The 23,070-nt window shown below is 44.3% G+C and carries 22 protein-coding genes; 5 read left to right on the top strand and 17 right to left on the bottom strand.

The window, feature by feature from the left end; genetic code table 11:
• The first annotated feature begins 385 nt into the window (after positions 1-385).
• Both R7093_RS03535 and R7093_RS03530 read left to right on the top strand, forming a co-directional pair.
• The gene (locus R7093_RS03535) at positions 386-1,852 is read left to right on the top strand and encodes a sodium-dependent transporter (RefSeq protein WP_005372966.1); all 1,467 of its coding nucleotides are present in this window, start codon (positions 386-388) and stop codon (positions 1,850-1,852) included.
• The gene (locus R7093_RS03530) at positions 1,849-1,944 is read left to right on the top strand and encodes a MetS family NSS transporter small subunit (RefSeq protein WP_005372963.1); all 96 of its coding nucleotides are present in this window, start codon (positions 1,849-1,851) and stop codon (positions 1,942-1,944) included. The genes R7093_RS03535 and R7093_RS03530 overlap by 4 nt, the downstream gene beginning before the upstream one ends.
• Before the next feature lie 67 nt (positions 1,945-2,011).
• Here R7093_RS03530 and R7093_RS03525 read toward each other — a convergent pair whose 3' ends face one another.
• The 15 genes from R7093_RS03525 to yceD form a co-directional block, all read right to left on the bottom strand.
• Entirely contained in the window at positions 2,012-2,413 is a 402-nt protein-coding gene (locus R7093_RS03525; protein WP_005372960.1) for a hypothetical protein, read from the bottom strand.
• Between the two features lie 212 nt (positions 2,414-2,625).
• Complete coding sequence (gene ptsG / locus R7093_RS03520; RefSeq protein ID WP_005372959.1) at positions 2,626-4,056, bottom strand: PTS glucose transporter subunit IIBC; 1,431 nt, start codon at positions 4,054-4,056, stop codon at positions 2,626-2,628.
• A gap of 444 nt (positions 4,057-4,500) precedes the next feature.
• The gene (locus R7093_RS03515; protein WP_005372957.1) at positions 4,501-5,268 is read right to left on the bottom strand and encodes a TatD family hydrolase; all 768 of its coding nucleotides are present in this window, start codon (positions 5,266-5,268) and stop codon (positions 4,501-4,503) included.
• Positions 5,259-6,221, bottom strand: a complete 963-nt coding sequence (locus R7093_RS03510; protein ID WP_047103417.1) for a DNA polymerase III subunit delta' — start codon at positions 6,219-6,221, stop codon at positions 5,259-5,261. Before R7093_RS03510 ends, R7093_RS03515 begins: the two co-directional genes overlap by 10 nt.
• A 24-nt stretch (positions 6,222-6,245) precedes the next feature.
• On the bottom strand, positions 6,246-6,878 hold the full coding sequence (tmk, locus tag R7093_RS03505; protein WP_005387350.1) for a dTMP kinase: 633 nt from the start codon (positions 6,876-6,878) through the stop codon (positions 6,246-6,248).
• Positions 6,875-7,891 (bottom strand): endolytic transglycosylase MltG, encoded by a 1,017-nt coding sequence (gene mltG, locus R7093_RS03500; RefSeq protein ID WP_025767224.1) that lies wholly within the window; start codon positions 7,889-7,891, stop codon positions 6,875-6,877. Before mltG ends, tmk begins: the two co-directional genes overlap by 4 nt.
• Positions 7,888-8,703, bottom strand: a complete 816-nt coding sequence (pabC, locus tag R7093_RS03495) for an aminodeoxychorismate lyase (protein WP_042523095.1) — start codon at positions 8,701-8,703, stop codon at positions 7,888-7,890. The genes mltG and pabC overlap by 4 nt, the downstream gene beginning before the upstream one ends.
• Before the next feature lie 107 nt (positions 8,704-8,810).
• Positions 8,811-10,061: a beta-ketoacyl-ACP synthase II gene (gene fabF / locus R7093_RS03490; RefSeq protein ID WP_005372948.1), complete on the bottom strand. Its 1,251-nt coding sequence runs from the start codon at positions 10,059-10,061 to the stop codon at positions 8,811-8,813.
• A 93-nt stretch (positions 10,062-10,154) separates the two neighbouring features.
• Positions 10,155-10,388 (bottom strand): acyl carrier protein, encoded by a 234-nt coding sequence (acpP, locus tag R7093_RS03485; protein ID WP_004406112.1) that lies wholly within the window; start codon positions 10,386-10,388, stop codon positions 10,155-10,157.
• 246 nt (positions 10,389-10,634) lie between these two features.
• Entirely contained in the window at positions 10,635-11,369 is a 735-nt protein-coding gene (gene fabG / locus R7093_RS03480) for a 3-oxoacyl-ACP reductase FabG (protein WP_025767222.1), read from the bottom strand.
• A gap of 45 nt (positions 11,370-11,414) precedes the next feature.
• Positions 11,415-12,338, bottom strand: coding sequence for an ACP S-malonyltransferase (gene fabD / locus R7093_RS03475; RefSeq protein WP_005387313.1), 924 nt, complete (start codon positions 12,336-12,338; stop codon positions 11,415-11,417).
• Positions 12,339-12,413: 75 nt separating this feature from the next.
• Positions 12,414-13,364 (bottom strand): beta-ketoacyl-ACP synthase III, encoded by a 951-nt coding sequence (locus tag R7093_RS03470; RefSeq protein ID WP_017821385.1) that lies wholly within the window; start codon positions 13,362-13,364, stop codon positions 12,414-12,416.
• Positions 13,365-13,369: 5 nt separating this feature from the next.
• Entirely contained in the window at positions 13,370-14,395 is a 1,026-nt protein-coding gene (gene plsX, locus R7093_RS03465; RefSeq protein ID WP_047103428.1) for a phosphate acyltransferase PlsX, read from the bottom strand.
• A 10-nt stretch (positions 14,396-14,405) separates the two neighbouring features.
• Positions 14,406-14,576 (bottom strand): 50S ribosomal protein L32, encoded by a 171-nt coding sequence (gene rpmF, locus R7093_RS03460; RefSeq protein WP_005396978.1) that lies wholly within the window; start codon positions 14,574-14,576, stop codon positions 14,406-14,408.
• 59 nt (positions 14,577-14,635) lie between these two features.
• Complete coding sequence (gene yceD, locus R7093_RS03455) at positions 14,636-15,160, bottom strand: 23S rRNA accumulation protein YceD (protein WP_005387307.1); 525 nt, start codon at positions 15,158-15,160, stop codon at positions 14,636-14,638.
• Between the two features lie 149 nt (positions 15,161-15,309).
• Here yceD and R7093_RS03450 point away from each other — a divergent pair, with 149 nt between their 5' ends.
• Positions 15,310-15,891 carry a Maf family protein gene (locus tag R7093_RS03450; RefSeq protein ID WP_025767221.1) on the top strand — a complete coding sequence of 194 codons (582 nt, stop codon included), beginning with the start codon at positions 15,310-15,312 and terminating at the stop codon, positions 15,889-15,891.
• Positions 15,892-15,949: 58 nt separating this feature from the next.
• On the opposite strand, the gene rluC is transcribed toward R7093_RS03450, so the two are convergent.
• On the bottom strand, positions 15,950-16,894 hold the full coding sequence (rluC, locus tag R7093_RS03445) for a 23S rRNA pseudouridine(955/2504/2580) synthase RluC (protein ID WP_021033985.1): 945 nt from the start codon (positions 16,892-16,894) through the stop codon (positions 15,950-15,952).
• A 639-nt stretch (positions 16,895-17,533) separates the two neighbouring features.
• Between rluC and rne the strand changes: the two genes are divergently transcribed.
• On the top strand, positions 17,534-20,608 hold the full coding sequence (rne, locus tag R7093_RS03440) for a ribonuclease E (protein ID WP_047103433.1): 3,075 nt from the start codon (positions 17,534-17,536) through the stop codon (positions 20,606-20,608).
• Between the two features lie 332 nt (positions 20,609-20,940).
• The gene (locus tag R7093_RS03435) at positions 20,941-22,500 is read left to right on the top strand and encodes a SulP family inorganic anion transporter (protein ID WP_005380840.1); all 1,560 of its coding nucleotides are present in this window, start codon (positions 20,941-20,943) and stop codon (positions 22,498-22,500) included.
• 60 nt (positions 22,501-22,560) lie between these two features.
• Here R7093_RS03435 and R7093_RS03430 read toward each other — a convergent pair whose 3' ends face one another.
• On the bottom strand, positions 22,561-23,010 hold the full coding sequence (locus R7093_RS03430; RefSeq protein ID WP_047103437.1) for a low molecular weight protein-tyrosine-phosphatase: 450 nt from the start codon (positions 23,008-23,010) through the stop codon (positions 22,561-22,563).
• Between the last annotated feature and the right edge of the window lie 60 nt (positions 23,011-23,070).

The raw sequence follows: 23,070 nt of genomic DNA, 5'->3' as shown, positions 1-23,070 counted from the left end.
TATTAGATCCCAGTCATTTATTCCAGACAAACAACCACCTACCCACACAAAACCACAATCAAACTCAAATTTAACAAGATTAAAACCAGACAACGTATCTGAATTAACATTTAGATTCTATTGCGCTAAGTATTATTAGAAGTTAGTCTGATCAGTGAAAACAGATAAATATTTCAGTTTTATCAAACACACATCAAAATTTTAAGATTAATAATCTACTTTCTCTTACAGTAGACAGAATATAGCTCTATAAAATTATAATAAGTTAGAATTAAGGATAGAAAAGCTGATGGATAACAGCGGTCCTTTCTTCCAACTGTTTGCGCAATTATTACTGTGTTACGTAGAGAGCTTCATTCCTCAGGGAGTCTTATAGGAGTCAAATATGAAGCGAGAACAATGGGGATCCCGGGCGGGATTCATCTTAGCAGCAGTTGGGTCTGCTATCGGTTTGGGAAACATTTGGCGTTTCCCATACATGGCCTATGAAAACGGTGGCGGCGCATTTTTTATTCCTTACATTTTTGCCATGATCACTGCCGGTATTCCATTTATGATCCTTGAGTTCAGTATGGGACAAAAATACCGAGGCTCGGCACCAAAAACACTTGCGAAAATTCATTCTAAATTTGAATGGCTTGGCTGGTTCCAAGTTGGTGTGGCTGCAGTTATTGCCGTTTACTATGTGGCTGTTATCGGTTGGTCGATTTCTTACTTTGGGTTGTCGTTCACTCAAGGTTGGGGAACCGATACCAACGCATTTTTCTTTAGTGAATACCTAAAGCTAGGTGACAACTCACCAACAGACTTAGGCAGTATTCAATGGAAGATTGCTTTATCCATGGTGATTGCTTGGGCAATTACTTACACCGCTATTGCCAAAGGCGTGAAATCAGGAATTGAACGAGCATCTAAAATTATGATGCCAATCCTATTCTTGATGGTGATTTTCTTAATCGGACGTATGATTTTCTTGCCAGGAGCTCTAGATGGCGTGAACTACATGTTCGAACCCGATTTCAGCAAAATTTGGGATGTGAAAGTATGGGCAGCGGCATATGGTCAGATCTTCTTTACGCTAAGTATCGGCTTCGCCATCATGCTAGCTTACTCTAGCTACCTACCAGAAAAGTCGGACATAACGAATAACGCGTTTATGACTGTGTTGATCAACTGTGGCTTCTCGATCCTAGCCGGCATCATGATCTTCTCAGTATTGGGTTACATGGCTCAAGAGCAAGGTAAGCCGTTAACAGAGGTGGTATCTGCAGGCGTTGGCTTGGCTTTTGTTACTTTACCTGCGGCAATTAACCTACTACCTGCCCCATATATTCTTGGTCCACTGTTCTTCTTTGCACTGGTGGTTGCGGGTCTAAGTTCGCATATTTCAATTATGGAAGCCGTAACTTCAGCCATTATCGACAAGCTGAAGTGGAGCCGTAAAAAAGCTGCAAATGTTGTGATTGGTATTGGCTTCGTTGTCTCTATGGCGTTTGCTACCAATGGCGGTCTGCTGCTACTCGATCTAGTAGACCACTTTGCAAACAACGTTGGCATCATGGTTGGTGGTCTGGTTGAGATTGTCTTGATGGCGTGGCTATTGAAGCGCGTGCCAGAAGTACGTAATTACGTTAACGAGCGCTCTGATTTCTCTGTTGGTCAATGGTTCGAGATCTGCTTACGCTTCGTTACACCAATCATGCTCGCCATTATCTTAGCGACCAAGCTATACGCCCTAATTACTGAAGGCTACGGTGGCTATGATCTAACTTTAGGCTGGGCACTTATCGCCGCACTCTTTATCTTTGGTCTAGTGATCAACGCAGTGAACCGCAAGGAGACAGCAAAATGACAATCAGCGCAATTATTATGATGGTTATTGGTTTAGGTATCACTTGGGGCGGCGCTGCCGTTTGCATCAAGCGAGCCATGGATAAACAATAGAACGTTAAGTTCCACATAAAAACGCCGGTAGTTACCGGCGTTTTTTTATACATACATTAGTTCAATTCTAGAAACTGTACTTGATGCCAACGGCGCCGCCAAGTTGCAAGTCAGCACCTTTGTAAAGATCTAGCTCTGGGTGTATTTGACCATAAAGGTCCCAGCCGCGTGATAAATCCCAGTTCACACCAAGTGGTACTCTCACACCAAACTCGTCATCCCATTCATACCAGCCACCAACGCCGACATACCAAGTCACAGGCATGTTTTGATCGAATGTTCCACGCTTAGCGATGTAATCAAACGCCATACCATCGTTTCCGATAATGCCACGATATTTGTTATCTAACTCTACAACAACACTTAATTGTTGATCGACAGCCATACCAACTGATAGATCCGTTGGTTCGCTTGCCGCCATTGCCGTACTAGAAACTAGTCCCAAAACTAAAATGAATTTGTTCTTCATACACGTTATCAATTATTCAAAAAAACATTATTCGCTATTCAAACATATTGGCATATCAATATGTCAACGATGGGTAAGCTCGATGTATGAAAAAGCTGACAAAAGTAAAGATGAGTTTAGGATCACACTAAAAAGGAACTGTCAGTTAATAAAATAGGAACTAAAAAAGGAGGCCGAAGCCTCCTTTTATGCATTACTATGAATGACTGCGATTAACCGTGGTTACGAATCCACTCATCCATTTCAGTTTTTAGGTTATCAGACTTAGTACCGAAGATAGCCTGTACACCACCAGCTACAACTACAACACCAGCAGCGCCTAGTTGTTTTAGCTTGTCTTGGTCAACAGCTGCTGTATCTGCAACTGCTACACGTAGACGTGTGATACATGCATCTAGACCAGTAATGTTAGCTTTACCGCCAAACGCTGCAACCAGTTCACCGCCCATATCAGAGCCAGAAGTTACAGCTGCACTTTCCGTTTCATCTTCACGGCCAGGTGTTTTTAGGTCAAGCGCTGTGATTACACCACGGAACACTACGTAGTAAATTACTGCGTAAACTAGACCAACGGCAATCATTAGCACCATCTTCTGAGCGTTACCAGATAGAACTAGGAAGTCGATCAGACCGTGAGAGAAAGAAGTACCGTGTACAAAGCCTAGAGTGTTCGAAACGATGTATGCAGAACCAGCTAGTAGAGCGTGGATACCGTATAGTAGTGGAGCAACGAATAGGAATGAGAATTCGATTGGCTCAGTAATACCAGTTAGGAATGAAGTCAGTGCAGCTGACGCCATGATACCCATTACTTTTGCACGGTTTTCTGGTTTAGCACAATGAGCAATTGCGATTGCTGCAGCTGGTAGACCGAACATCTTGAACATGTAACCACCCGCTAGCTGACCGAAGCCATTACCAGCAGCACGAGATGCTTCATCAGCAACTAGGTAACAAGTTAGTACACCATTTTGAGCTTCACCGGCAGCGTTAACACAAGAACCTGCTTCGAAGAAGAACGGTACGTTCCATACGTGGTGTAGACCGAATGGGATTAGAGAACGCTCAACAACACCGTAGATACCGAATGCTAGCTGTGGGTTTTGGTGTGCAGCCCAATCAGAGAATGCAGAAATTGCACCGCCAATTGGTGGCCAGATAACAGAAAGGATAACACCTAGGATGATCGCAGCAAAACCAGTGATGATTGGCACTGCGCGCTTACCAGCGAAGAAGCCAAGGTACTCTGGAAGTTGGATTTTGAAGAAACGGTTGAATGCCCAAGCAGCCACACCACCGACAAGGATACCACCTAGTACACCTGTATCGATTTTCTCAACACCCATAACGCCCGCCATTACACCTAGCGTTGCCGTCATGATGCCGTAACCAACGATAGCTGCAAGACCTGCAACACCGTCGTTGTTAGTGAAGCCTAGAGCTACACCTACTGCAAATAGAAGTGCCATTTGGCCGAATACTGAACCACCAGCTTGTTCCATAAGATTAGAAACGATCTCTGGAATAAAGCTTAGATGGGCAGCACCCACACCTAATAAAATACCTGCAACTGGTAAAACTGATACTGGAAGCATCAGAGCCTTACCAACTTTTTGCAGGTTAGCAAAAAGGTTCTTAAACATGTTTATGCTCCTGATAAATTTATAAGTATTATTTGGGCACTAACGGCACACCCCCGTAGCCTAAAGGTTAGCACCCAATGAAAATGTAACCACAACTGCATTATATTTTCCGGCTCTAAATATATATTGATGACCCTCAAACTTTCCACACAGTTACGAAATTTAGTTTCAAAACAAGTCTTGGATCACACCCAAAAACAGCCGATGAAAAGGTTTGCATTGCACTTATATTACTGTTTTATAAAGAATTAATTATTTATAAAATTAATTTTAAGGCGTAAATAAAATACTCCTCAATGTTATTTTTAGTAACAAAATTACATTTGTGATTTTTGAATATTATTAAATCAACATTTTTAGTAAACATTAAACCCGTGAGCGTATCTGTTGTTTTTATCAACAAAAAAGGAGCCTAAGCTCCTTTTTTATGCTCTTATTATTTTTTCATCGCAAAAAAAGATTTCGGAAGTTTTCGGTGGTTTTTTGTGCCACTTCAGAAAGAGAGCACGATTTGAGTTGCGCAATATAAGAAGCGACTTCGACAACATAAGCGGGTTGATTCTCTTTGCCACGATGAGGGACAGGAGCCAAGTAAGGAGAATCTGTCTCAATAAGAAGCTTCTCTAAAGGTAGAGTCTTCACCACTTCTTTTAACTCTGTAGCTTGACGGAAAGTAACAATCCCCGAGATAGAAATATAAAACCCCAGCTCCAGTGCAGCTTCAGCAAATGGAAGATCTTCTGTAAAACAGTGGATAACACCACCACATTTCTCTGCCCCACCCTTACGCAAAATATCAAGAGTATCCGCACGTGCGTTTCTGGTATGGATAATTAAAGGTTTGTTGAGCTCCACTGCAAGATCAACGTGTTGCTCAAAGCGCTCTTTCTGTAACGCGGCCGTTTCGGGCTTGTAATGATAATCTAAACCCGTTTCGCCAATAGCGACGACTTTTGCATTCGACGCATGGTGGCGCAATACGTCCATCGAAAAGTCGCTTTCAACATCAAGTGGATGCACACCGCACGAAGCATAAACATTGTCATAAGGCTCGATCATTTCCATCATTTTCGGGAAAGAATCCAGCGTTACTCCAACAGAAAGTAGCTCAGTTACGTTTGCTTGTTTAGCTTTGTTAATAACGTCTTCCACATTGATGTGGAGATCGTCGTAATTCAATTTGTCTAAATGACAATGAGAATCTACGAACATAATGCCTCTCGTGATTCAATTAACCAATTCATTGATAGTAGCTCAAGGTTCAGGCCAGGAAAGGCTTGCACCTGAGCTTTCAGGTTCATCAGCGCCTTCGCTGATGAGTACAAACCGTTATAGTTGTCCGGTTGAAACTTTGTCGCGCCCGGAAGCATTTGAGCTTCTGATACACCAAACTGCGCTTTCTGAGCATCTGTCAGTAAATACCATGCCCAGTCTAGTGATTGCTCTGAGTGTTTAGCGATTAAAGAAGCACACTCAGAAACGTCTGAAACAGGCGAAGACATTGCCTTAATAAAACTGCGTTCAAAAGCCAAGTAAGCTTCGAGCTCACCATTATTTAACGCATCCAATGTTTTTATTGGAGAGCCCATATTCAGTTTTAAGGCATAAGCAGGAACTTGCTTCGCCCCTTGTTCGTGCATCCATTTCATCGCTTGTTCCGCTGACGGAGGCGCAACAACCCAGTGTTGGCAACGGCTACGAATCGTTGGGAGCAGACGCTCCTGATTGTGGGTAACGAGCAAAAACAAGCACTTTGCCCCAGGCTCTTCTAGCGTCTTTAACAGCGCATTCGATGCCGACTCGTTCATAGAGTCCGCCGGTTCTATTACAAATAGGCGGTAACCATTAAGCTGAGATGATTCCTGAGCAAGACGGTTACAAGCGCGAATTTGGTCCACCGTTATCGCCTTTCCTTCTTTCTCTGGCTTGATCCAGTGTAAATCAGGGTGGTTTTGAGATTGATTTAGCTGGCAGCTATGACAAAAACCGCATGCTTCACTCGCGTAATTTTGGCAAAGAAGTGCTTGGCTAAAAAACTCGATAAGTTTTTCGATGCCCAAGCCCTGCTCGCTTTGTAATAAAAGCGCACCTGGTATTCTGTCCGACTCTAACCCTACTTTGAGGTTATCCCATATTGGCTGTAGCCATGGATAATCATTTAACATGAGTCACCTAAATTTACGTTTCACTTATTGACGAGCTAGCCACTCGTTTAGAGCGTCCCGAATATCACGCGACACGCCTTCAATCGTCTGTTCTGCGTTAATGATAACGATGGAAGGATCGGCATGAGCAATCTCCAAATAACGCTCACGTGTACGCTCGAAGAAACTAATATCCATCTTCTCTATACGATCTAACTCACCACGCCCACGTGCACGCTCAAGCCCAACACGAGGGTCAATATCCATATAGAGAGTGAGAGCAGGTTTAAAATCACCAAGCGTTGTATCCCGGAGATTTTTCATTAACGATGCGTCAATCTGACGGCCACCACCTTGATAAGCTTGCGACGACATATCGTGTCGGTCACCAACCACCCACTGACCGTTTTCCAAAGCTGGTTTGATCACGTTCTCAACCAACTGAACACGTGCAGCGTACAGAAGAAGCAACTCCGTCATGTCCTTAAGTTCTTCGCCTTCGTGCTCTTCTTTCACCAGAGCGCGCATTTTTTCTGCTAGCGGTGTGCCTCCTGGCTCACGGGTATTTACGATATCCTCAATACCGGCCGCTTTTAGCGTATCTAAAACGGTTTTAATCGCAGTGCTTTTACCCGCGCCTTCTAGGCCTTCAACGACAATAAAGTTTGCTTTCATCATTTGTTCTTTCTTAGTTCTCTTAAATAGGCACGAACAGCACGGTTGTGCTCAGCAAGGGATTTCGAAAATACATGTCCGCCCTTTCCACTTGCTACAAAATATAAATAGTTGCTGCTTTCTGGATTCAAAGCCGCTTCAATGGAAGCTTCACCAGCCATCGCAATCGGTGTTGGTGGCAAACCATTGATGGTATAGGTGTTATATGGTGTCGGCGTACGCAAATCTTTCTTACGAATGTTGCCATCGTAGGCGTCACCCATACCATAAATAACTGTCGGATCAGTTTGTAACCGCATGCGTTTGTTCAATCGGTTGATAAACACAGAAGCGACGCGCTCACGCTCAGAATCAATAGCCGTCTCTTTCTCGATGATAGACGCGAGAATCAAGGCTTCATATTTGTCCTGTAATGGCAGCTTTTCTTGACGCGCTTCCCAGTTAGCATCCAGTATTTTATTGAGTTTTCGATGCGCTCGTTTTAATAACTGGCTTTCACTCGCACCCGCTGTGTAATGGTAGGTTTCTGCTAAAAACAACCCTTCTAGCTTTTCTCTCTCAATTCCGAGCTTCGCAGCCATTTCTTTTTCTGAAAGATCGGTTAAATCATGCTTTAAATAAGGAGCACTTTTTAGTTGATCTACCCATTCAGAAAAGCGGCTGCCTTCAACAAAAGTGATCGCAAACTGGTATTCTTTTCCAGTATTCAGATGCTCCAATGTTTGCGAAAGTGACATACCAGGCTCAAGTTGGTAAGTACCCGCTCGCACTTGCAACAATTCTGGATATAAGTGAGGAATTAAACGGATGTACTCCGATGTTTCAATCACCTCATCTTCAACTAAGGCGCGCATGACATGATGAAAGCTTGTACCACTTTCTACAGTAAACAGCTGAGGTTGTTCCAATAGAATAGGCTTTTCAACGTATTGTTTAGCCTGTGAAATTATATAAAAAACAGCTGCTGCGCCTATCACTGCGATCAGCACAACAAAAGCCAACAGTTTTTTAATCACGTAGTTAAATTCCCTTGCAGTCGTTGAGTCAATTTTCCTATCGGAAATATAGTCTTAGAGTTCGATGTCACTATGCTGCGAATAGGTGCGACACCTAATATTGAGTTACACATGAAAGCCTCGTCAGCACTCAGCAAATCTGGAAGTATAAAACGCCCCTCGATGACTTCAATATGACTTACTTTAAGTAACTCAAGCACCTTACGACGCATTACGCCCGTAACGCCTGATAAGGTCAGCTCCGGCGTAAATACTTTATTACCTTTAACCCAAAAAAGGTTGGCCATTGTAGTTTCAATGACATGGTTTTGCACATTTAACGTTATTGCATCTGCAAACTCTGTATTGTCGATTTCAGCCTTGGCGAGAATCTGCTCTAAACGGTTGTTGTGCTTATGTCCCGCAAGTAAAGGTTGAATCCCTAGACGAGTATTACAAACGCCCAAGTCCACACCTTGTTCTTGCCAAGATGAATAATGAGAAGGAAATGCAAAATTGGAAATCGTCACGATAGGGCCTTTAATCCCATTAGGGCTATACCCTCGCCCGCCAATACCGCGGCTAACGTGAATCTTCACCCCCGCTCGTGCGTCAGATAAAACCGCTTTGCTTGCCCAACCATGCACAACTTTCCAGTCAGGTGAAGAGATCTTCAAAGCGTCAAGGCAAGCACTCATGCGCTCAGTATGCTCCTGCCAGTAAACCAACTCTCCATTTTGGGTCAGGATGGTGGTAAAGCCTCCATCACCGTATTGGAATGAGCGATCACCTAGCTCTACATGCGTTTGCGGAACTCCATTTACCCAAAACATTCACGTACCTTCAAATTAGCAGACAACAAATAAAACAAAACGGCTCAATGCTAAGCATCGAGCCGTTAGAATACAAGTTTCGCTTATCTAAATAAGGTTAGATAGTGTTACTCAGCGAACTTTTTGAAGATCAAAGAACCGTTTGTACCACCAAAGCCAAACGAGTTACAGATAGCGTATTCCATACCTTCAACTTTGCGCGCAGTGTGCGGCACAAGGTCGATGTCTAGACCTTCTTCTGGATCATCAAGGTTAATCGTTGGTGGAACGATTTGGTCAACCAAAGACATAACCGTGATAATTGCTTCAACAGAGCCTGCTGCACCTAATAGGTGACCAGTCATAGACTTAGTTGATGATACAAGTACTTGCTTCGCACCTTCTTCACCAAGAGCACGTTTCACGCCCTTGATTTCTGCAACGTCGCCAGCAGGAGTAGATGTACCGTGAGCATTCACATAACCTACTTGGGTACCTGTGATGTTCGCGTCACGCATTGCCGCTTCCATCGCAAGTGCACCACCAGAGCCATCTTCGCTTGGAGAAGTCATGTGGTAAGCATCACCAGACATACCAAAACCAACCAGTTCTGCGTAAATCTTCGCGCCACGTGCTTTTGCGTGTTCGTACTCTTCAAGCACCATCATGCCAGCACCATCACCTAGAACAAAACCATCACGGCCTTTATCCCATGGGCGAGACGCTTTTTGAGGCTCTTCATTACGAGTAGATAGTGCTTTAGCTGCACCGAAGCCAGCCATGCCAAGAGGCGTAGAAGCTTTTTCTGCACCACCAGCAACCATCGCATCTGCATCGCCGTAGGCAATCATACGTGCTGCATGGCCGATATTATGCAGGCCAGTAGTACATGCGGTAGAAATCGCGATATTTGGACCACGGAGACCACGCATGATAGATAGGTTACCTGCAACCATGTTTACAATGGTCGAAGGAACAAAAAATGGGCTAACTTTGCGAGGGCCTTTGTCTACTAATGCAGTATGGCCAGTTTCGATAAGGTCAAGACCGCCAATGCCTGAGCCGATAGCAACACCAACTCGAGCCGCATTTTCTTCGGTAATTTGTAAGCCAGAGTTATCAAGAGCTTGAATACCCGCTGCAATGCCGTACTGGATGAAAAGGTCCATCTTACGAGCATCTTTTTTAGACATGTACTCTGTGCAATCGAAATCTTTAACAAGACCTGCAAAACGAGTTGAGAAGTTCGTAGTATCAAAGTGCTCGATATTTACGATACCACTTTGACCTTCTAGCAGGGCTTTCCAAGATGATTCTACTGTGTTGCCTACCGGTGACAACATACCCATGCCAGTGACAACTACACGACGCTTGGACACGATATAATTCTCCGGGAATTGAATATTTCTATGAGAGGATAGAAGAAGTTAGAAAGAACACAGGCGGTCTAGGAGACCGCCTGGGAGAGCTAATTACTGAGCGCTGTTTACGTAGTCGATTGCAGCTTGAACAGTAGTGATCTTCTCAGCTTCTTCGTCAGGAATCTCAGTGTCGAATTCCTCTTCTAGAGCCATAACTAGTTCTACAGTGTCTAGAGAATCAGCACCTAGATCATCAACGAAAGAAGCTTCGTTTTTAACTTCTGCTTCGTCTACACCTAGCTGTTCAACAATGATTTTCTTTACGCGTTCTTCGATGTTGCTCATTTTTCTTTTCCTTTACAGATTTCGCCTAATGCGATGATTCCGTAGTTTATTCGAACTATTGAAAGTTGCAAGGGGGTCCTTGCTGGTCAAACCACAAAATTAGCGAATTTAACCGAATTTCAATACATTTTTGACTTAAATCATGCACAAATCTTGCGCATAAGCATGACAAGTTCATGACAGTTAACTGCAACTATAGGCTATTTTTCACAATGTAAAATAGCTTATTTTGCATAAACTGTCGCATTAAACCATGTACATGCCACCATTTACATGCAAAGTTTCACCAGTAATGTACGCTGCTTCAGGAGAAGCAAGGAAAACTACTGCTGATGCAATTTCACGTGGGTCACCTAAACGACCTGCTGGCACGTTCGACAAAGTTGCCGCACGTTGGTCATCACTTAGCGCCTTAGTCATGTCAGTTTCGATGAAACCAGGAGCAACAGTGTTCACTGTTACACCACGAGACGCAACTTCACGAGCCATTGATTTAGTAAAACCAATCACGCCCGCTTTCGCTGCTGCGTAGTTAGTTTGACCAGCATTACCCATGGTACCAACAACAGAGCCTACGTTGATGATACGACCCGCACGTTTTTTCATCATACCGCGTAAAACCGCTTTAGACATGCGGTAGATAGGCGTTAGGTTGGTATCGATGATGTCGTTCCACTCATCATCTTTCATGCGCATCAATAGGTTGTCACGAGTAATACCAGCGTTATTCACCAGAATATCGATCACACCAAATTCTTCGTTGATCGTTTTTAATGTCGCTTCGATAGACTCGACATCAGTCACGTTAAGCGCTAAGCCTTTACCGTTATCACCAAGATACTCGCTGATAGCAGCCGCACCACTTTCAGAAGTAGCAGTACCGATAACCGTAGCACCTCGCTCGACAAGAAGTTCCGCGATCGCGCGGCCAATACCACGGCTTGCGCCGGTAACTAGCGCGATCTTACCTTCTAGATTCATCATGTTGTGTTTCCTTTTCTTATCGCAAATTTATCGCTTGATGGATTACTTCGCAGCGTCTAGCGATGCGATATCATTCACTGCTGCTGCAGTTAGCGTTTTCACGATACGTTTTGTTAGACCTGTTAAAACTTTACCAGGACCAAGCTCAAGAAGATTTTCTACGCCTTGTTCGTGCATCAGTTCAACTGTTTCAGTCCAACGAACTGGGCTATGTAGCTGACGAACAAGCGCATCTTTGATTTTTGCAGGATCTGTCTCAGCAACCACATCAACGTTGTTGATAACTGGCAGCTGTGGTGAGTTAAATTCGATAGACTCAAGAGCTACAGCAAGTTTTTCCGCTGCTGGCTTCATAAGTGCACAGTGTGAAGGTACTGAAACAGGAAGAGGAAGCGCACGCTTCGCACCAGCTTCTTTACATAGCGCACCAGCTCGCTCTACTGCGTCTTTGCTACCAGCGATAACGACTTGACCAGGCGAGTTAAAGTTTACTGGAGAGACCACTTCGCCTTGCGCTGCGTCTTCACACGCTTTTGCAATCGCATCATCAGCCAAACCGATAATCGCGTACATTGCGCCAGTACCAGCTGGTACTGCTTCTTGCATAAGTTGACCACGTAATTCAACCAGCTTGATGGCTTCTTTAAAGTCAATAACACCCGCGCATACAAGTGCTGAGTACTCACCTAGGCTGTGACCGGCTAGGTTTGCTGGTTGCTCTAAGCCAAGTTCCTGCCATACACGCCAGATTGCAACAGATGAAGCTAGCAAAGCTGGTTGAGTACGGAAAGTCTCGTTTAAATCTTCTGCAGGTCCATTTTGAACAAGCGCCCATAGATCGTAACCTAGTGCGTCAGATGCTTCTGCAAATGTTTGTTTTACTACGTCATATTGTTCGCCTAGTTCTGCAAGCATACCTACAGCTTGAGAACCTTGACCTGGAAATACGATAGCAAACTTGCTCATGTTGTTTTCCTTTAAGCAAAGTAAAAAGAAATAAGATGCACCAAGTGCACCTTAAATTTTGAATTCTTGTGAAACTTAGAACTTCACAAGGGCCGAGCCCCAAGTGAATCCGCCGCCAAACGCTTCAAGAAGCAGAGTTTGACCGCGTTTAATACGACCATCACGTACCGCTTCATCTAGTGCTGTTGGCACCGTCGCAGCTGATGTGTTGCCGTGTTTATCAAGTGTAATCACGACTTGGTCTAGTGACATCGAAAGTTTCTTCGCTGTCGCTGAAATAATGCGATAGTTCGCTTGGTGCGGCACTAGCCAGTCTAGTTCAGACTTATGCATGTTGTTGGCTTCAAGCGTATCTTTTACTAGTTTCGATAGCTGAGTGACAGCGACTTTGAATACTTCGTTCCCAGCCATATGAAGCCATTTATCCGCATCTTGCCCCCGCACAGGTACAGGTAGGCTTAGAAGCTCTCCGAATTGACCATCCGAGTATATGTGGGTAGAGATAATGCCAGGCTCTTGGCTAGCGCCTACGACAACGGCTCCGGCACCATCACCAAATAGGATAATGGTTGAACGGTCTGTCGGATCACACGTTTTAGACAAAGCATCTGAACCAATCACAAGTACGTTTTTGCACATACCAGATTTGATATGTTGGTCTGCAACAGATAATGCGTACACAAAACCAGAACAAGCAGCGGCTAAGTCAAAAGCTGGACAACCTTTAATGCCAAGCTTTGCCTGCACCTGACACGCAGATGAAGGGAAAGTATGGCTACTGCTCGTTGTGGCTACGATAATCAGGTCGATATCGTTTTTATCAATACCCGCCATATCGATAGCGTTTTCAGCTGCGTAGAATGCCATGTCTGCTACAGTTTCGTTTTCTGCAGCAATTCGACGCTCTTTAATACCCGTGCGAGCAACGATCCACTCATCACTTGTATCTACCATTTTCTCTAGATCTGCGTTTGTACGCACCTGAGATGGCAGGTAGCTGCCAGTACCTAAAATTTTGCTATACATGAAGACTAATAATGCCTCTCGAGTAAAACCGCTTCCAAACGATCGCTAATACGGCTTGGTACTTGTCGTTTGACCTCGTGTACTGCCTCGCCAAGTGCATTGACAATCGCAGATACATCCGCACTTCCATGGCTTTTTATGACAATGCCGCGCAATCCTAACAAACTTGCGCCGTTATACTGGTCGGGGTTCAGTGTTTTTAGTTCATTAAACAGCCTAGAAAACAACTTTCTAGCTATCCAACCCCTTATCGTTGATGCCATTATGCTGGTTTTAATTTTTTCGATAAAAAGTTGAGCTGTTCCCTCACTGGCTTTTAAGCATACGTTGCCGACAAATCCATCACAAACAATGACGTCCGCAACATCATGCAAAATTTGATTACCTTCAATATAACCGACAAAGTTAATCGCATCGGTCTGAGAAAGCATTTCTGCGCAACGTTTGACTAAATCGTTACCTTTAATCTCTTCTGCGCCAATATTGAGTACAGCAACGCGAGGAGGACGACCCAAGTGTTCTTCAGCTAATGCACTGCCCATTACAGCAAATTGGAACAAGCTATCAGCATCGCACGATACATTCGCCCCCAGATCTAGCATCCAAGTGCGCTTTCCGGTAATCGTCGGTAAAGCGGAAACTAAAGCAGGACGTTCAATGCCAGGAAGTAACTTAAGAATGAAACGCGATAGTGCCATTAATGCACCGGTGTTGCCACCACTAACACAAGCATCCGCTTTCTGCTCAGAAACCAAATCGATAGCCATACGCATAGAACTATTTTGGCTATTACGCAACGCCAATGAAGGTTTTTCTGAGTTCGAGATAACTTTCTCGCTGTGAAGAATAGTCAAGCGGGAACTGGTCGAGGTACCGAGTTGAGATAATTGAGACGTGATCAGAGATTGATCACCAATAAGAATCACTTTTAGCTCTGGGAAATGAGACAGTGCCTGCACGGCGGCAGGCACTGTTACGCGTGGACCGAAATCCCCGCCCATTGCATCAAGTGCAACGGTAATACTTTGCAAAGGTTCAACCTTACTTGTTGATAACCTTTTGACCACGGTAGTAACCTTCAGCAGTTACGTTGTGGCGTAGGTGAGTTTCACCAGAAGTCGCGTCTACAGATAGAGCAGCTGTAGTTAGCGCATCGTGTGAACGACGCATACCGCGCTTAGAACGAGTTTTACGGTTTTTCTGTACGGCCATTGACCCTACTCCTATACTATTGGGTTAAAAACCTGAAGAAGAATCGGCTACCACACCTATTACTTTTTCAGACTTTTCAAAACGTCGAATGGATTCGGTTTTTCTTCCTCAATTTCTTCAGGAATCTCACCAAAAACCATGTTATTTGAATCAACGCTACAATCCGCTTCATCGTGCATCGCAATTTGAGGTAATGCTAAGATGAACTCGTCTTCAACAAGTTGTATGAGGTCTAATTCACCATATTCATTTAGATCTACCAAATCATAAATTTCTGGTGCTTCCTGTTCTGTTTTCTCACCGTAGTAAGGAGTAGAAAGGAATTCAACTTCGCACTCATGTGCGAATACCTCATTACAACGCTGACACTCTAAATCGACTTCGATGTTAGCTTTACCAGAGATAACAACGAGTCGCTGTTCATCCATCCCAAATGACAATGAGACTTCTGCGTCGCGTTTTACGCCTTCAGTTGTTTCCACTAAGCGCTTGAAAAGACTAGCTTGGATGATGCCATCGTAATCCAATCGTTTCTGTGCAGCTTTAGCTGGGTCAACCGTTCGCGGTATTTTTACCTTTTGCATAGGGCGCGAATATTATCTTCCAAATCAAAATTAGTCAAAGAAAAAGGCAAAAAAGTTGTACTTTTTTACGCTTAACATACAGAGCATTAGCCAGAATCATTTTTGATCGATTATCCTATTGGAAATGCTCCCACGAATTGTAATTCAAAATGAAAAATTACCAACTGGTTTTAGCCTCAACCTCCCCTTTTCGTAAACAACTGCTTGAAAAGCTCTCACTACCATTCGTTTGTTTATCACCTGATTGCGATGAAACACCTTTTGACCAGGAAACGCCAACTGAACTTGTGCAGAGACTGGCCCAAGAGAAAGCAATATCTTGCCAGACGGATAAAGCAAGTTTAGTTATCGGCAGTGACCAAGTTTGTGTCATTAATGGTGAAATCGTTGGCAAGCCTTTAAATAGAGATAACGCGATAAATCAACTTTTGGCTCAAAGTGGAAAAGTCATCACTTTCTATACTGGTCTTGCGGTACATAACACCTTCACAAGCCATACAGAAGTCGGCTTTGATTCTTTCGAGGTGCACTTTAGAGATTTAACGCTTGAACAAATCGAACGCTACGTCGACAGGGAAGAACCTTTTTACTGCGCAGGCAGCTTTAAAAGCGAAGGCATGGGAATTTGTTTGTTTACGAAATTAGTTGGTAAAGACCCGAACACACTTGTCGGACTACCATTGATTGATTTGATTGATATGTTGCATGCTCAAGGACTCGATGTCCTTTAACCCAAATACGATAAAAGGGAGCCTGTGGCTCCCTTTTGCATCCGCGAGGAAAACATGGTTACGCGTTTCTTAAACCCGCCAACACTTTTTCTAGTTTCGGTTCCATCGGTGCGTTGATTTCCATCCACTCATCATTTGATGGGTGTTGGAACTTGATGTTTGCCGCGTGTAGGAACAAACGATCTAAACCAACTTGACCTGTATAAGCATCAAAGCGACGATCACCGTAGCGATCATCCCAAGCGATTGGGTGACCAGTGTATTGCGTATGAACTCGGATTTGGTGAGTTCGACCAGTAATCGGACTCGCCTGAATCAATGTAGCTTGTTCGAACTTTTCCAAAATCTTAAAACGCGTTTCTGACGGCTTACCATTAGGGTTAACACGAACAATACTGTTCACTTCGTTTTTGAGCAGTGGCGCGTTCACAACCTTACAACTGCTTTTCCATTGCCCCATGACAAGAGCTAAGTAAAACTTCTTTACTGTCTTTTCACGAAACTGGGCTTGCAAGTGACGAAGTGCAGAACGCTTCTTCGCAACCAGCAAAATCCCTGAAGTATCACGGTCAATACGATGCACAAGTTCAAGAAAGCGAGCTTGAGGTCGCAGAGCCCTAAGCGCTTCAATCGCACCAAACTTTAAACCACTGCCACCATGCACAGCGGTGCCAGATGGTTTGTTTAGAATCAACATATGATCATCTTCGAAGATAATCATATTTTCCAACTCAGCGACTTTGTTAAGTTTCGTACTTGGTGCGACATCGTCATCTTTTTTCTCGACGGTAACCGGTGGAATACGAACGAGATCGCCTGCTTTTAACTTGTACTCTGCTTTTATACGCTTTTTATTTACGCGCACTTCGCCCTTACGCACAATTCTGTAAATCATGCTTTTAGGAATGTCTTTTAATTGGTTGCGCAAAAAATTATCAATGCGCTGACCCGCCATATCTTCGTCAATGTCGACGAACTGGACTTTTGTTCTTATTTCGTTCATGAGCCGTATTGTAAACTCAATTTCGTGCGACTTCACATTATTCTTGTCGTAAAAGAAACACTCGGTGGCACATACTGGTCTAAATTTCGCCAAGCTTTTGTTTAAATTATTAAAACTCTCAATCAAGTTCTCAATTTGTTTTCTGTCTTGAACAGTTTGCACATCTCAATTGCTTATGAAACAGCCAGTTATAAAATAGAAATTTTGAGTTTGGCGGCAAATTTTCTATCGTTTGCGTGAAAGCAGATTGCTGATAGCCACGCGCACTGCTATAGTTCACAGCTGCTAAGGAAGGTTTGGTTACATTTTATTCATTACCAATCATTTATCCTCAAGCAATGTGAGTAGATCGTTGAAGGTCGAGTGCAGCATTGGCGTGAGACACATCGAATTCAACACTCTTGCCACCCTACTCCTCGCATATTCACGTTGAGTACCTACCGCCCAAATAGCGGGTCACAAGTCTACGTTTCCAACAGAAACCACAAGAGGCTTGTGATGACTGAAGTGCCCGAGAGCATCCCCTTCCAGCCGGGAGGCTGCAAAATACAAGCCATGGGATCAGGCACCGTGAAAGAGCGAAAAAACAGTGGCAAGTCGACAAGAAAGATATAAAAGAAAAGACAACGAGAATTTTCAATGAAAAGAATGTTAATTAACGCAACTCAAAAAGAAGAGTTGCGTGTCGCTCTGGTTGATGGCCAGCGACTTTTCGATCTTGATATCGAGAGTCCAGGGCATGAATCTAAAAAAGCGAATATCTACAAAGGACGTATCACACGTATCGAACCAAGCTTAGAAGCCGCATTTGTTGATTACGGCGCCGAGCGTCACGGTTTCCTCCCTCTCAAAGAAATTGCCCGCGAATATTTCCCTGAAGGTTACACCTACCAAGGTCGTCCAAGCATCAAAGAAGTGCTAACGGAAGGCCAAGAAGTAATTGTTCAAGTGGAAAAAGAAGAACGTGGAAGCAAGGGCGCTGCTCTTACTACTTTCATTTCTCTTGCTGGTAGTTACCTTGTTCTGATGCCTAACAACCCTCGTGCTGGCGGTATTTCTCGTCGAATCGAAGGTGACGAGCGAACTCAACTAAAAGCCGCATTAAGTACTTTGGAACTGCCTCAGGGCATGGGCCTAATCGTACGTACTGCTGGCGTTGGCAAGAGTGCTGAAGAGCTTGAGTGGGATTTGAATGTACTACTTAACCACTGGGGTGCAATCAAAGGTGCAGCGGACTCTAACCCTGCTCCATTCTTAATCCACCAAGAAAGTAACGTTATCGTTCGTGCAATCCGTGACTATTTGCGTCGTGATATTGGCGAAATTTTAATTGATAGCAACACCATCTACGAACGTGCAAAAGAGCACATTCAATTGGTCCGCCCTGATTTCCTTAACCGCGTTAAGAAATATGAAGGCGAAGTTCCACTATTCAGCCACTACCAAATCGAAAGCCAAATTGAATCGGCTTTCCAACGTGAAGTGCGTCTGCCATCTGGTGGTTCTATTGTTATTGACCCAACTGAAGCACTAACCTCTATCGATATCAACTCTGCTCGTGCAACCAAGGGCGGCGATATTGAAGAAACAGCTCTAAACACGAACCTAGAAGCAGCCGACGAAATTGCTCGCCAATTACGTCTACGTGACTTGGGTGGCTTAGTGGTTATCGACTTTATCGATATGACCCCAGTTCGTCACCAACGAGAAGTAGAAAACCGTCTACGTGAAGCCGTTCGTCTTGATCGCGCTCGTGTACAAATCGGTCGTATTTCTCGCTTTGGTTTGTTGGAGATGTCACGCCAGCGCTTGAGCCCTTCTCTTGCAGAAGCAAGCCATCACATCTGTCCTCGCTGTAGCGGAACTGGTGTCGTTCGCGACAACGAATCTCTAGCACTTTCTGTACTTCGTTTAATTGAAGAGGAAGCGCTAAAAGACAACACAGCACAAGTACTTGCAGTCGTACCTGTGCCAATCGCCTCTTACTTATTGAACGAAAAACGTCGTTCAGTAAACCATATCGAACGCATTCAAGAAGTGAAAATTACGGTTGTTCCTAACTCTGATATGGAAACACCGCACTTTGAAGTTATCCGTGTTCGTGAAGGCGAAGAGTTCGATCTGATTTCTTACTTACTTCCTAAGAAACTGGAAGCAATGAAAGAAGCAGAAGGTAAAGAGCCAGCGGAAGTTGACGTAAAACCAAAACGAATTGAAGAGCCAGTTCTTAAAGGCTTTGCTGCTCCGTCTCAAACCGCACCTGCACCAGCAGCTAAACCAGCTCCTGAGGCGAAGAAGAAAGAACAAAACGTTGAACAAGAAGAGAAACCTGGATTGTTCAGCCGTCTGTTTAAAGCACTTGGTAGCTTCCTATTCGGTGGTTCTGAAGAAACAAAAGAAGAACAGAAACCTCAGGAAGAGAAAAAACCAAATCGCGATAATCGACGTAACAAACGTGATCGCAACGATCGTCGTCGCAATAACAACCAGCGTGATAATCGTGATAACCGCGACAATCGCGATAACCGACGTCGTCGTAAGCCTCGTGATGAGCAGGCTAATGAGCAAAACGAAGCTCAACAACAAACAAATAAACCGCAAAACCGTAACCAAAAGCGTAAACCTAAAGCTCAACAGGCAGATAAAGCCCAAGAGCAGAAAGCAAACGCAAAAGTAGCGGAAAAAGGTCTGCAGCTAGCAGCGGAAGCTCGTACTGAAACAAAACCAGAAGAGAGCAAACCGAAGCAGCAAAATGCGAAAGCAGAAAAAGTGAAAGAGCGCCGCCAACGTCGCAAATTGAACAAGTCTGTACGCGTTAAGGACCAAGAAGCTATTGAGAAGAAAGCCGAAGAAACAGCGGTTAAGACTCAAGAAACGGTTGAAGCTAAAGTTGAAAAGCCAACAGAAGCAGCGGTAGAGGCACAGCAAGACAACAAGCAAGCAGAGTCTAAGCAACGTCGTAATCGTCGTTCGCCACGTCACCTGCGTGCAAGCGGCCAGCGTCGTCGCCGTGGCCGTGATCGCCGCCCTAACCCGTTCCGCCTACGTAAGGGAGGTGTCGCTTCTCCTGAAATGGCTATGGGTAAAGTAATGCCACGTTACATTCCGAAACCAGCACCTAAGAAGGAAGAGCGAGTTAAGGAAGAAGCTGTAGCAGCAGTACCTACAATCCAAGGTGGCTTTGCGTGTCCAGAAATGGCAATGGGTAAAGTGATTATTCGTCGCGAGCAACCTGTCGTAACAGATGCGCCAGTTGTTGAACACAAGGTTCAAGAAACCGTTGAAGCGAAAGTGGAAGCTCCAGTAGTAGAAGCACCTGTTGTTGAAACAGTAATCGCAGAAAAAGCAGAATCGGCAGTAGTAGAAACAGCATCGGTAGAGCCTATCGTTGAAACTCCTGTAACTGAACATGCTGAACCGGTTGATGCCATTGTAGAAACGGCACCTGCTGAAGAGCCTATCGTTGAAGCAGCAAAAGAGATTGCAGCCGAAGCGCCAGTAGATAAACCAGAGCCTAAAGTCGAAGCCATTAAAGTTGCGGCTAAGCTAAACGCTAGCGCACCGATGACAAAAGCACCTGGCCCTCAAGAGCTACGCGAAATCACGGTTGCAGCAGCACCGTTCAAAACCGAACGTTACCAAGCTAAAGGTGCTGGTAGCCAAGTGGCTAAAAACCGTGCATCGGCAGAGATGACAAAGCCTAACTTTAACTAGGCTAAATCATTACGTTCAACTGCTTAACGGCATAAATAAATTAAAGGCTACCATCTGGTAGCCTTTTTTATCTTCATATTTGCCCAAAAAATTGTTCATATAAATACCAATTCGTGATCACATTTGTACGCCATTATTCGTATCATTCTTGAACTTAATCACACTTTTCGGTAGCATGCGCCGACTCAAGTTTTCGACACCATTCTGATGCTGCTCTTTTAATACTACGGTTTACACTGCAATGTTTGATTAAAATGCAACCTTCCAGTGGCTTGTGCAAATACGAATATGTGTCGGGTTTAACTCATTGCAAAGAGAACTTAAAAACAAACATGTTCGAATTTCCCCAATTTTCTAAGCACTCCGTAAAAAATGATGTGCTATCAGGCTTAACCGTTGCGCTAGCATTGGTTCCTGAAGCTGTCGCATTTGCGTTCGTCGCAGGCGTAGATCCGATGGTCGGTCTTTACGCTGCATTCATCGTTGGTCTTATTACTTCCATTTTCGGTGGTCGTCCTGGCATGATCTCTGGTGCAACAGGTGCCATGGCAGTCGTAATGGTTTCGCTTGTCGCGACTCACGGTGTCCAGTACCTATTCGCAGCCATCATGCTCGCTGGTATTCTTCAAATTGCCGCTGGTATGTTTAAATTGGGCAAGTTCATCCGTATCGTACCTCACCCTGTGATGATCGGTTTTGTGAACGGTCTGGCTATTGTTATCTTCCTAGCTCAGTTGGGTCAGTTTAAAGCGCCAGACATCAACGGCATGCTTACTTGGCTACCACAAGACCAGATGCTGCTAATGCTTGGTTTGGTTGCGCTGACTATGGCAATCATTCACTTTCTACCAAAAATCACAACAGCTGTACCCTCTTCACTTGTTGCGATCGTAACGGTGACGGCTTTAGTGGTTGGCTTGGATCTGGAAACTCGCACTGTTGTTGACTTCCTGCGTACAATGTCTGGTGATGAAGCTGCAACACTCGCAGGTTCACTACCAACCTTCTCTATTCCTGCGGTACCATTTACACTAGAGACACTACAAATCATTCTTCCATACGCGATCATTCTCGCGGCCATTGGTCTAATTGAATCTCTACTAACACTGACAGTTTTAGATGAGATGACGAATACTCGTGGTCAATCTAACCGCGAATGTATCGGTCAAGGTATGGCAAACATGACGTGTTCTGTGTTTGGCGCAATGGGTGGTTGTGCGATGATTGGTCAGTCGATGATCAACGTAAACTCAGGTGGTCGCGGCCGTCTATCTGGTATCGTTGCGGCTATCGCTCTATTGATGTTTATCTTATTCGCTTCTTCGCTAATTGAAATGATCCCACTCGCTGCTCTGGTTGGTGTGATGTTCATGGTTGTCATTGGTACATTCGAATGGGCAACATTTAAGCTAGCACGCCGCGTACCGAAGCAAGACTTCTTCGTTATTGTTCTTGTGACCGTTGTTACTGTTCTTACTGACCTTGCTGTTGCCGTAGCGGTTGGTGTTATCGTTTCTGCATTAATGTTTGCATGGCAACACGCTAAGCACATCTATGCCGACACGTGCTTAAACGAGGAAGGTTCAAAAGAGTACAAGATTCACGGCCCTATTTTCTTTGGCTCTGCGGCTAACTTCCTGGAGTTGTTTAACGCGCCTGAAGATCCAAAAGATGTGATTGTCGATTTTGCAGACTCTCGCGTGACAGATCACTCTGCAATTGAAGCCATTGAAACACTGGCTGAGCGTTACAATGCTCAAGGTAAAACGCTGCACCTTCGTCACCTAAGCCCAGATTGTCGTAAACTTTTGGACAAAGCTGGCAGCTTGGTTGAAATTAACGTGAAGGAAGACCCAAGCTACAAAGTCGCAACCGACATACTAGCGGGTTAACACGAATAAAAAGGGATGAGCTGAGCTCATCCCTTTTTCTATTGTCTTCAAGCACGGCGATTATAGCTTCTTCAAAATTGCGTCTGATGCCTCTTCGATTAAATCAAGCACCAGTTCAAAGCCATCTTCCCCACCATAATATGGGTCCGGGACTTCGTCGTAACCTGACTCAGAATGACTTAAAAATAACGATACTTTGTGTCGATACTTCAACGGACAAATATCCAATAAATCGGCCAAATTTGCTTTATCTGCGGCTAATATAAGGTCAAACTTTTCAAAGTCATCAATGGTGACTTGGCGCGCTTGCATTCCTTTAAAAGAATAACCTCGCTGCTTTCCTGCTGCCATCGCTCTTGAATCCGGTCGGTTTCCTGCGTGGTAGCCAATTGTACCTGCCGAATCAACCTCTACTTCAACGCCTAGCTTTTGAGCTTTCGCTCTTAACACTGCCTCTCCAGTTGGTGACCGACAAATGTTTCCCATACAAACAACAAGCATTTTCTTCATTTTATTCCCTGAATTATCGGTGGTTTTTCTTCACGATATGTTGGTCTATCATAGCGAGAT

It is taken from the genome of Vibrio sp. 1580, from assembly GCF_033340055.1.
This window is presented reverse-complemented; position numbering and strand designations above follow the sequence as displayed.

Coding starts and splice junctions, on each gene's coding strand:
- R7093_RS03535 (WP_005372966.1), top strand. CDS start 386: ATGAAGCGAGAACAATGGGGATCCCGGGCGGGATTCATCTTAGCAGCA.
- R7093_RS03530 (WP_005372963.1), top strand. CDS start 1,849: ATGACAATCAGCGCAATTATTATGATGGTTATTGGTTTAGGTATCACT.
- R7093_RS03525 (WP_005372960.1), bottom strand. CDS start 2,413: ATGAAGAACAAATTCATTTTAGTTTTGGGACTAGTTTCTAGTACGGCA.
- ptsG (WP_005372959.1), bottom strand. CDS start 4,056: ATGTTTAAGAACCTTTTTGCTAACCTGCAAAAAGTTGGTAAGGCTCTG.
- R7093_RS03515 (WP_005372957.1), bottom strand. CDS start 5,268: ATGTTCGTAGATTCTCATTGTCATTTAGACAAATTGAATTACGACGAT.
- R7093_RS03510 (WP_047103417.1), bottom strand. CDS start 6,221: ATGTTAAATGATTATCCATGGCTACAGCCAATATGGGATAACCTCAAA.
- tmk (WP_005387350.1), bottom strand. CDS start 6,878: ATGATGAAAGCAAACTTTATTGTCGTTGAAGGCCTAGAAGGCGCGGGT.
- pabC (WP_042523095.1), bottom strand. CDS start 8,703: ATGTTTTGGGTAAATGGAGTTCCGCAAACGCATGTAGAGCTAGGTGAT.
- acpP (WP_004406112.1), bottom strand. CDS start 10,388: ATGAGCAACATCGAAGAACGCGTAAAGAAAATCATTGTTGAACAGCTA.
- fabG (WP_025767222.1), bottom strand. CDS start 11,369: ATGAATCTAGAAGGTAAGATCGCGCTAGTTACCGGCGCAAGCCGTGGT.
- fabD (WP_005387313.1), bottom strand. CDS start 12,338: ATGAGCAAGTTTGCTATCGTATTTCCAGGTCAAGGTTCTCAAGCTGTA.
- R7093_RS03470 (WP_017821385.1), bottom strand. CDS start 13,364: ATGTATAGCAAAATTTTAGGTACTGGCAGCTACCTGCCATCTCAGGTG.
- rpmF (WP_005396978.1), bottom strand. CDS start 14,576: ATGGCCGTACAGAAAAACCGTAAAACTCGTTCTAAGCGCGGTATGCGT.
- yceD (WP_005387307.1), bottom strand. CDS start 15,160: ATGCAAAAGGTAAAAATACCGCGAACGGTTGACCCAGCTAAAGCTGCA.
- R7093_RS03450 (WP_025767221.1), top strand. CDS start 15,310: ATGAAAAATTACCAACTGGTTTTAGCCTCAACCTCCCCTTTTCGTAAA.
- rluC (WP_021033985.1), bottom strand. CDS start 16,894: ATGAACGAAATAAGAACAAAAGTCCAGTTCGTCGACATTGACGAAGAT.
- rne (WP_047103433.1), top strand. CDS start 17,534: ATGAAAAGAATGTTAATTAACGCAACTCAAAAAGAAGAGTTGCGTGTC.
- R7093_RS03435 (WP_005380840.1), top strand. CDS start 20,941: ATGTTCGAATTTCCCCAATTTTCTAAGCACTCCGTAAAAAATGATGTG.
- R7093_RS03430 (WP_047103437.1), bottom strand. CDS start 23,010: ATGAAGAAAATGCTTGTTGTTTGTATGGGAAACATTTGTCGGTCACCA.